Source organism: Mesorhizobium sp. M7A.F.Ca.AU.002.02.1.1 (assembly GCF_003998535.1).
Classification (GTDB): Bacteria; Pseudomonadota; Alphaproteobacteria; order Rhizobiales; family Rhizobiaceae; genus Mesorhizobium; species Mesorhizobium ciceri.
The window spans coordinates 1-7,960 of sequence record NZ_RZPB01000228.1 but is presented as its reverse complement, the minus strand read 5'-3'; the positions used below and the strand labels follow the sequence as shown (position 1 = coordinate 7,960).

Genomic DNA, 7,960 nt, shown 5'->3' with positions numbered 1-7,960 from the left:
GCTTGACGCCCAGTACAGCCGCTTCGTCGAGGCGCCGGGCCGCCGCGTAGGGCCGGCCTGTCGGCGCCTTCTGGAAACCGCGCGCGCAGCCATGTGCGCACGACGGGAAGGAAATGCACATGCTGATGCCCGTCGACGAAATCGGGGCGGCGGCCAAGCGCCTCGACGAAGCGGCTGTACTGGGCGTCAAGCTCGGCATGAACATGGCGCTCGTCGATGCGGCCGCGCAGAACAGGCAAGGCCAGTGCGCGGAGCGGTGGCAGCCGGCCTTCCGGCGCCAGGTTCGACCGGCCGGTAATGGTCAACTGGTCGGTCAAGGTGAGATGCAGCCCGACCGCGGCCCGGCCGCACAGCGGTTTTATGCGCGCTGCCTCCGCTTCCCATTCCGGAAAGCCGGTCATGCAGCTGGTGCCGGTCAGGCGGCCGCGATCGAGCAGGTCGAGAATCGCGGCGGAAACGCCGGGCGCCAGGCCGTAATCGTCGGCGATCAGGCGGATGCGCCGCGTCATCTGTTCGAAGTGCCTGGCTCCGGCCGATCGGCGGGGGCCACGCTGCGCACGACGTCGCGCACGAGATAGACCGGGCGATCCTTGCTCTCGCTGAGCGTGACCCAGACGTATTCGCCGATCAGGCCAAGCAAGGTCAGGTTGAGGCCGCCGAGCAGGACGACGGCAACCAGCAGGCTGGGGTAGCCCGGAACGGCAATGCCGTAGAAGATCACCTCGAAGAGCACCTTGGCGCCATAGAGCGCACCGGCCAACGCCGCGAGCAGCCCGCTGAGGCTGATGAGACGCAAGGGAATGACGGAAAAGGAAGTAAAACCTTCGAGCGAGAAGGCGATCAGGTTGAGCCGGCTCCATTTCGACGTGCCGCTGGCGCGGCCTTCCGGCGAATAGGGCAACGCCTTCTGGCGAAAGCCGGCCCAGGCAAACAGGCCCTTGTTGAAGCGCCGCTTGTCGCGCAGGCTGGTCAGCGCGCGCGCCACGGCGCCGCGCATGACGCGAAAGTCGCCGGCATTTTCGGGAATATCGAAACGCTGGCTCGAGTTGATCAGGCTGTAGAAAAGCCGTGCAAGCTGGCTGCGCCGCCAGCTCGCCTCGCGGCGGTCGTTCTGCGCATAGACGACGTCGATGTCCGGATGGTCCACCAGCTCGGCGATCAGCTTCAGGCTGATGTCCAGGGAATGCTGGAGGTCGGCGTCCATGATCAGCACCATGTCGCCGCGCGACTGGTCGAGGCCGGCGAGCACCGCGACTTCCTTGCCGAAATTGCGGCTGAGGCGCACGATCTCCCACGACCCCGTCAGCGCTTGCGAAAACCGCACGGCGCCATCGTCACGACTGCCGTCATCGACCAGGATCTTGTGTACGGTCATGCCGAAGCGTTGTGCCACGGCCACTTCGAGCTCGCCCAGCAGGCGCGCGAAGGCCGATGCCGATGCCGCCTCGTTGAAGAACGGTGCGACGATATCGAGGCTCGGCCGCAACTCAACCATTGGCGACTCCCGCATTCACCACCTTTTCCCGTGCCTTGGCCCAGAACCACCAGATCAGCGAACCGGCGATAAAAGTGACGGCGACCGGCCGGAACCAGGGGAAGAGGAAATCGTGCACATGGCGCTCGACGCCGCTCAACCCGGTCACGAACAGCGTCGTCGACAGCACCGAGGCAAGGACGCCGCCCCGTTCTTCACGCCACAACAGGGCGATGGCAAGACCGGCTGGTACCGCGATCATGGCAAAGGTGTTTGGCTCGACGCGCGGGTTGAAGACGCACATGTAGAAAGTGGCTGTCAGGAAGATCGCCAGCGCCGCCTTTCCCTGTTCGAGCCTGCGGTCGAACCAGATGACGGCAGAAAGCGTAAACAGGGCCATGACCATGCGCACGATCGTTGCGCCGAATTCCGGTATCGGCAGTCCTATCGTGGTGAACGGTGCCGTGAAATCGGTGGGCACGAAATGGCTGGTGTTGTCGACGGCCATGGAGGTCAGCATCTGGATGAAGACACGATGCTGATCGTTGAGATAGCCGGCGGGAGCAAAAGCGTAAGGCAGTGCCAGCACGAACAGCAGCGCCAGCACCAGCACCGGTATCAGCCGGAGCCGAAGGGCTCCTACCAACAACAGCATTATGATCGCGGTCGGCTTGGCGATGATGGCAAGCGAAGCCCAGAAGAACGTCTCCGCCCGCCGCCCTTCCAGCGCCGACAGGGTGAGAAGCCAGCAAGCGCCGGTCAAAAGGATCGTCGCCTGGCCGTTGCGGATCGCCCCCACCGCCATCGGCAAAGCGAGGAAAAGACCGAAAGAAAGCAGCCATGTCAGTTCGCCGCCGCCGAGCTTGCGCACCTGCCGCATCGCGGCGTAGGTCAGCACCGCAAAGCCAATGGAATGCCAAACCAAGCCGCCCAGATGCGGACCAAGCTTGACTATTGGAGTGTAGAGCGCGGCAAAGGCCGGCGCGTAGAGATACCCCATCTCGGACTGGGTGTCGTAGAGCGGCAGACCGGCCTGAAGCGCCACGCTGCCGTCGATATAGGCCTGCCATACCGTCCGCGTGTGCGGTGACCACAGGACCAGGGCAAGAACGACCAGGAACGCTCCGATCCACAGGCCAAACCCCAAACGGTCGAAAACCGGCTTGGAAATCGTCATCAAGGCGCTCCACACAATCCCGGAACTGGATCAGTCCAGCCTGTCCCGGCATTCGATGGCGGCGGCATATCACGGACGAAGTGGCGTGGCATAGGGGGCTGACGAACGTCAGGGCCGCACCTCCTTCGCCTCGAATATGCGTTCCCACCTTCATGGCTGCCGTCCGAGGCTGGCGACCTGACTAATCGTCAGTGAATTCGGGCAAACGAAAATAGGGGTTGCGCGGATCAAAGGGATATTTCGGCTCGCCCTTACCAGCAAGAACAGCCCCCGGAATCAGCACGCCTTTCGGCCCGAACTGATAGTCGATGCCGGCACAGAGGTGAGCGAGATCCTGGTAGTTGAAACTGCGCAACGCACTGCCACCTTCAAATGCAGCTGTTTTGAGTTGCTCAGGCATGAGCGGCCCGATCATCCTGTCGCGATAGGCTTTGATCTTGGCCTTGTTGAGTCTGGAGGCCTGACATTCGGCGCCGACGACCCGCGCCAGCATGATGTTCCTGACCGCAGTCCCGGCAGGATCATCCAGCGGGGCCGAATATTTCTTGAGAAAGTAATTCGTACCGGGATCGTTCGTCATCGCCTTGCGCCAAAACGGCGGGAACTTTTCGGCAGCCTGTTCTCACAAGCAGCCCCTTTTTTGCAGTAACTGGACTTCGCTCGCCAGCCATTTTCGTTCAAGGCCGGATGAACACCTTGCCGTTGGGTTTGGCCAGTTCGGCTGGCAGCCGCGCCATTGCTTCGGCAAGCGGCACCACCGCCGTCACGTCGGTCGACCAGCGCCCATCGGAAAAACGCTTCTGCGCTTCCAGGATCGCCGGGCCGCGACGGTCGCGGAACTGGCGCATCCACTCACTCAGCCAAAACCCTTCGATATGCTTGTGCTGGAAGATCAGTTGGCCGGGCTCGCGGATAACGGTGGCTTCGGGATCGAGCCGCCCATAAATGATCCAGCGCGACCGCTTCGGCATGACGTCGAAGATGGCGGAGGCAAGCGGCCCGGTTACCGCGTCAAGGAAGATGCGCGGCTGTTCGGCCTTCATCACCTCGCGCAGCGCCGCCTTGAAATCCGGCGCCCTTTCATTGAGCACGTGCGCCGCGCCAAGCGCATTCAGAGCCGCGATCTGGTCGTCGCGGCGCACGGTGACGATCGGCCGGAAACCCTCTTCGCTGGCCAGGCCGATGATCAGCTTGCAGAGCTGGCTGGCGCCGGCGGTCATGACGAAGGCCTTCTCGCCTTCCTCCTTGACGATGTCGAACATGGCGAGCGCCGTGAGCGGGTTGACGATCATCGCCGCACCGTCCTCGTCGCGAACGGTGTCGAGCAGCGGGATGCAGGCAGCCGCCTCGGCGACGGCATAGTCGGCCCACGAGCCCCAGTTGGTGACGCCGGTGGCAAAGGCCACGCGCTTGCCGATCAGGCTTTTGGGATAGGGCTCGTCCCCGCTGGCGACGACAATGCCGACACCCTCGAAACCGGCCGGCTGGCCCTTGGCACGCGGCTGGCCGTACTGGCCCTTGACGAAGGCGACATCGGACGGATTGATCGAGGCGAGGCTGACCTTGATCAGCACCTGGCTGGGCCCGGTGTCGGCACCGCGATGCTGCCCGGCTCGAGATAGGGCTCCATCGCCTCCAGCACACTGCCGCTCCGCGTCCTGGTGTAGCCATCGCCGACAAGCAGCAGCGCCTTCATTTCGGATGGGACGGTCATCGGAACACTCCTCGCTCGAGCCTCGAGTCGCGCCCGCATGACGATGCCGGCGCTCAAACCTTCTCCTGCGTGTATTTCCTCAACTCCGTCCGCGCCACCTGACGGCGATGCACGGCGTCCGGCCCGTCGGCAAGGCGCAAGGTCCGCAGATGCGTCCACGACCGCGCCAGCGGTGTGTCCTGGCTGATGCCTTGCGCGCCGAACATCTGCACCGCCTCGTCGGTGACCTTGAGCGCGACGCGCGGTGCGACCACCTTGATCTGGCTGATCCAGGGAGCAGCGGCCCGCGCATCGCCCTGGTCGATCATCCACGCCGCCTTGAGGCAGAGCAGCCGCGCCATCTCGATCTCCATGCGGCATTCGGCGATGATGTCGAAATTGGCGCCGAGCTTTGCCAGCTTCTGGCCGAAGGCCTCGCGGCGCACGGAACGCTGGCACAGCATCTCGAGCGCCATCTCGGCCTGTCCGATGGCGCGCATGCAGTGGTGGATGCGGCCGGGACCGAGCCGCCCTTGCGCGATCTCGAACCCCCTGCCCTCGCCGAGGATCAGGTTCGACGCCGGTACGCGCACATTGTCGAAGCGAAGATGCATGTGGCCATGCGGCGCGTCGTCATCGCCATAGACCTGCATGGCCCGCACCTTGGTCACGCCTTTGGTGTCTGATGGCACCAGGATCATCGAATGGCGGCGGTGCTGCGGCTCGTCATCGCCCCCGGTCCTGACCATGACGATGTAGATGGCGCAGCGCGGATCGCCGGCGCCCGAAGCCCACCATTTCTCGCCATTGAGCACATAGTCGCCGCCGTGGCGTTCACAACGCATGGCAATGTTGGTGGCATCGGATGAAGCGACATCCGGCTCGGTCATCAGATAGGCCGAGCGGATATTGCCGTCGAGCAGCGGTTCCAGCCATGCTTTCTTGTGGTCGGCCGAGCCGTATCGCTCCAGCACCTCCATGTTGCCGGTGTCGGGCGCCGAGCAGTTGAAGGTCTCGGCGCCGAGATGCGCCTTGCCCATCTCTTCGGCCAGATAGGCGTATTCGACAGTGGAAAGGCCATAGCCGCGTTCCGAGCCGGTCAGCCAGAAATTCCACAGGCCGCGCTCTCTTGCGGTCTTCTTCAGCCCTTCGAGGATCTCGCTCTGACGCGCACTGTAGACCCAGCGGCTGCCTGCCTTGCCCACTTCGCTGAGGAATTCATGGTCGAGCGGCATGATCTCGTCGCGCACCATGGCCGCGACGCGCGCGTGGATTGGCTTCAGCCGCTCGGTCATGCCGAGATTCATCTCCGTCATCGGTCGCTAACCCTTCATACACGCCAGGCATTTTGTCAGTGGCAAGGATGACCGTACTTCGGATAGCCTTGTCAACGAACTGTTTGCCCGCATGCCGAGCGCGGAGAATTGTGATGAGCTATCTGGACGAACTGTTTTCGGTGGCCGGCAAGACCGCGCTGGTGACGGGTGCGGCGACCGGCATCGGCCGCATGGCGGCGACCGCGCTGGTCAGGGCCGGCGCCAGCGTGATGATCGCGTCGCGCAAGGGCGAGGATTGTATCAAGGTCGCCGAAGAGTTGAACCAGCTTGGTGCACCGGGCCGGGCCGACGGCTTCGTCGGCGACGTTTCCAGCGAAGCCGGCATCGCCGCACTCGTCGCCGAGGTCAAATCGCGCACCGAACGGCTGAACATTCTGGTCAACAACGCCGGCGTCTCCTGGGGCGCGCCGCTGGAAAGCTTCCCCTATTCGGCATGGGCCAAGGTGTTTGGCGTCAACGTCACCGCGGTCTTCCATCTGACGCGCGAATTGCTGCGGCTGCTCGATGCCGCCGCCAGCGACGCCGATCCGGCCAGGGTGATCAACCTCGGTTCGGTAATGGGCACGCAGCCGCTGGCCGACGACGCCTATTCCTACACCGCCTCGAAGGCTGCGGTTCATCATCTGACGCGCACACTGGCGCTCGAGTTCGCCGCCCGCCGCATCACCGTCAACGCCTTTGCCCCCGGCCCCTTCCAGAGCCGGATGACGGCATTTGCCACCGCCACAGAGGAACAGGCCAGGCACGTCGGCAGCCATGTTCCGATCGGCCGTATCGGCGCACCGGATGACATCGCCGGCGCAACGCTCTATTTGTGCAGCCGTGCAGGCAGCTATGTCACTGGCGCCATCTTGCCGATCGACGGCGGACAGTCGGTGCAGCATGGGCTGACCTTGTTCAAGGAATGACATTTTCCGGCCACAGAAGCCGGGGGTGAACTGGAGGACATGAGCGTGGAACCGATCAGTCTCGATGTGCTTCTGGCCAGTGTCGGCAAGGAGGTCGGCGTGTCGCCGTGGCGGGTGGTCACGCAACGCATGATCGACCAGTTCGCCGACGCCACGGACGACCATCAGTTCATCCACTGCGATCCGGAGCGGGCGATGCGTGAAACGCCGTTCGGCGGCACCATCGCGCACGGCTTCCTGTCGCTGTCGCTGTTGTCGGCGATGACCTTCGAGACCATGCCGCCGCTGGAAAACGGCAAGATGGGCGTCAACCACGGCTTCGATTCGCTGCGCTTCCTGGCGCCGGTGAAAACCGGCGCGCGCATCCGCACGCGTTTCGTGCTGGCCGACGTCAAGGTCAGGCCGTCGGGCTGGGTGCAGACCGCGCATGACGTGACGATCGAGATCGAGGGTTCGAAGAAGCCGGCACTGACCGCGCGCTGGCTGACGCTGACCTTGATCGAACGCCAGCCCGAGACGGCATGAGTGATCCCGTTCTCGACCAGGCAGCGCTTGCGCCTTACCTCGAGGCGAACATACCGGGCTTTTCCGGGCTTGCGGCAGTCGAGAAGTTCAAATCCGGCCAATCGAACCCGACCTACCTTTTGACGGCGGCAAGCGGCCGTTACGTGCTGCGCGCCAAGCCGCCGGGGCAATTGCTGAAATCGGCGCACCAGGTCGACCGCGAATTCAGGGTGATGAGCGCGCTTGCCGGCACCGCCGTGCCTGTGCCGGCCATGCTGCATCTGTCGGCGGAAGGCTCGCCCATCGGCCGCATGTTCTACGTGATGGATTTCCTCGACGGCCGCATTTTCTGGGATCCGGCTCTGCCGGAGGCTGGCGACAATGATGAACGCGCCGCCATCTACGATGCCATGAACGACACCCTCGCCGCCCTGCACGAGGTCGATGTCGAGACTGTGGGGCTCGGCGATTTCGGCCGGCCGGGCAATTATTTCGAGCGCCAACTGGCGCGCTGGACGAGCCAGTACCGTGCCTCGGAAACCGGCACCGTCGCCGACATGGACCGGCTGATTGCCTGGTTGGAAACGCATATGCCCGTAGATGACGGCCGGATCTCACTGGTCCATGGCGACTACCGGCTGGACAATCTGATCTTCGCGCCGGACCGGCCAACGGTTCTGGCAGTGCTCGACTGGGAACTTTCGACATCAGGCCACCCCTTCGCCGATATCGCCTATCAATGCATGCAATGGCGGCTGCCGCACGCTTCCGGCTTTCGCGGCCTGGGCGGTATCGATCGTTCCGCACTCGGCCTGCCTTCCGAAGAGGACTACGTCGCCGCCTACTGCCGGCGGCGACGTAGTCCTC

General features: G+C 63.9%; 8 protein-coding genes and 1 pseudogene. 3 read left to right on the top strand and 6 right to left on the bottom strand.

The window, feature by feature from the left end; all coding sequences use genetic code 11:
- From EN879_RS15925 to EN879_RS15900, 6 genes and pseudogenes are all read right to left on the bottom strand, one after another.
- Nucleotides 1-509: ChbG/HpnK family deacetylase (locus EN879_RS15925; RefSeq protein ID WP_127274125.1), on the bottom strand; the 509-nt coding region annotated here is incomplete at its 3' end.
- Complete coding sequence (locus tag EN879_RS15920) at nt 506-1,495, bottom strand: glycosyltransferase family 2 protein (RefSeq protein WP_063168966.1); 990 nt, start codon at nt 1,493-1,495, stop codon at nt 506-508. The genes EN879_RS15925 and EN879_RS15920, both read right to left, overlap by 4 nt.
- Nucleotides 1,488-2,651 (bottom strand): glycosyltransferase 87 family protein, encoded by a 1,164-nt coding sequence (locus tag EN879_RS15915; protein ID WP_063168967.1) that lies wholly within the window; start codon nt 2,649-2,651, stop codon nt 1,488-1,490. The genes EN879_RS15920 and EN879_RS15915 overlap by 8 nt, the downstream gene beginning before the upstream one ends.
- A gap of 181 nt (nt 2,652-2,832) precedes the next feature.
- A complete protein-coding gene (locus EN879_RS15910; protein ID WP_013529672.1) occupies nt 2,833-3,231 on the bottom strand; it encodes a hypothetical protein in 399 nt (132 codons plus the stop codon).
- Nucleotides 3,232-3,328: 97 nt separating this feature from the next.
- Nucleotides 3,329-4,365 (bottom strand): annotated as a pseudogene (locus tag EN879_RS15905) (zinc-binding dehydrogenase).
- A 53-nt stretch (nt 4,366-4,418) separates the two neighbouring features.
- A complete protein-coding gene (locus tag EN879_RS15900) occupies nt 4,419-5,660 on the bottom strand; it encodes an acyl-CoA dehydrogenase family protein (protein ID WP_063168968.1) in 1,242 nt (413 codons plus the stop codon).
- A 113-nt stretch (nt 5,661-5,773) separates the two neighbouring features.
- Between EN879_RS15900 and EN879_RS15895 the strand changes: the two genes are divergently transcribed.
- From EN879_RS15895 to EN879_RS15885, 3 genes are all read left to right on the top strand, one after another.
- Entirely contained in the window at nt 5,774-6,589 is an 816-nt protein-coding gene (locus EN879_RS15895; protein WP_063168969.1) for an SDR family oxidoreductase, read from the top strand.
- A 39-nt stretch (nt 6,590-6,628) separates the two neighbouring features.
- Complete coding sequence (locus tag EN879_RS15890) at nt 6,629-7,114, top strand: MaoC family dehydratase (protein WP_263484965.1); 486 nt, start codon at nt 6,629-6,631, stop codon at nt 7,112-7,114.
- Nucleotides 7,111-7,960, top strand: an 850-nt coding sequence (locus EN879_RS15885; RefSeq protein WP_164774427.1) for a phosphotransferase family protein, incomplete at its 3' end; no start/stop codon positions are given. The genes EN879_RS15890 and EN879_RS15885, both read left to right, overlap by 4 nt.

Coding starts and splice junctions, on each gene's coding strand:
- EN879_RS15900 (WP_063168968.1), bottom strand. CDS start 5,660: ATGACGGAGATGAATCTCGGCATGACCGAGCGGCTGAAGCCAATCCAC.
- EN879_RS15915 (WP_063168967.1), bottom strand. CDS start 2,651: ATGACGATTTCCAAGCCGGTTTTCGACCGTTTGGGGTTTGGCCTGTGG.
- EN879_RS15920 (WP_063168966.1), bottom strand. CDS start 1,495: ATGGTTGAGTTGCGGCCGAGCCTCGATATCGTCGCACCGTTCTTCAAC.
- EN879_RS15910 (WP_013529672.1), bottom strand. CDS start 3,231: ATGACGAACGATCCCGGTACGAATTACTTTCTCAAGAAATATTCGGCC.
- EN879_RS15895 (WP_063168969.1), top strand. CDS start 5,774: ATGAGCTATCTGGACGAACTGTTTTCGGTGGCCGGCAAGACCGCGCTG.
- EN879_RS15890 (WP_263484965.1), top strand. CDS start 6,629: ATGAGCGTGGAACCGATCAGTCTCGATGTGCTTCTGGCCAGTGTCGGC.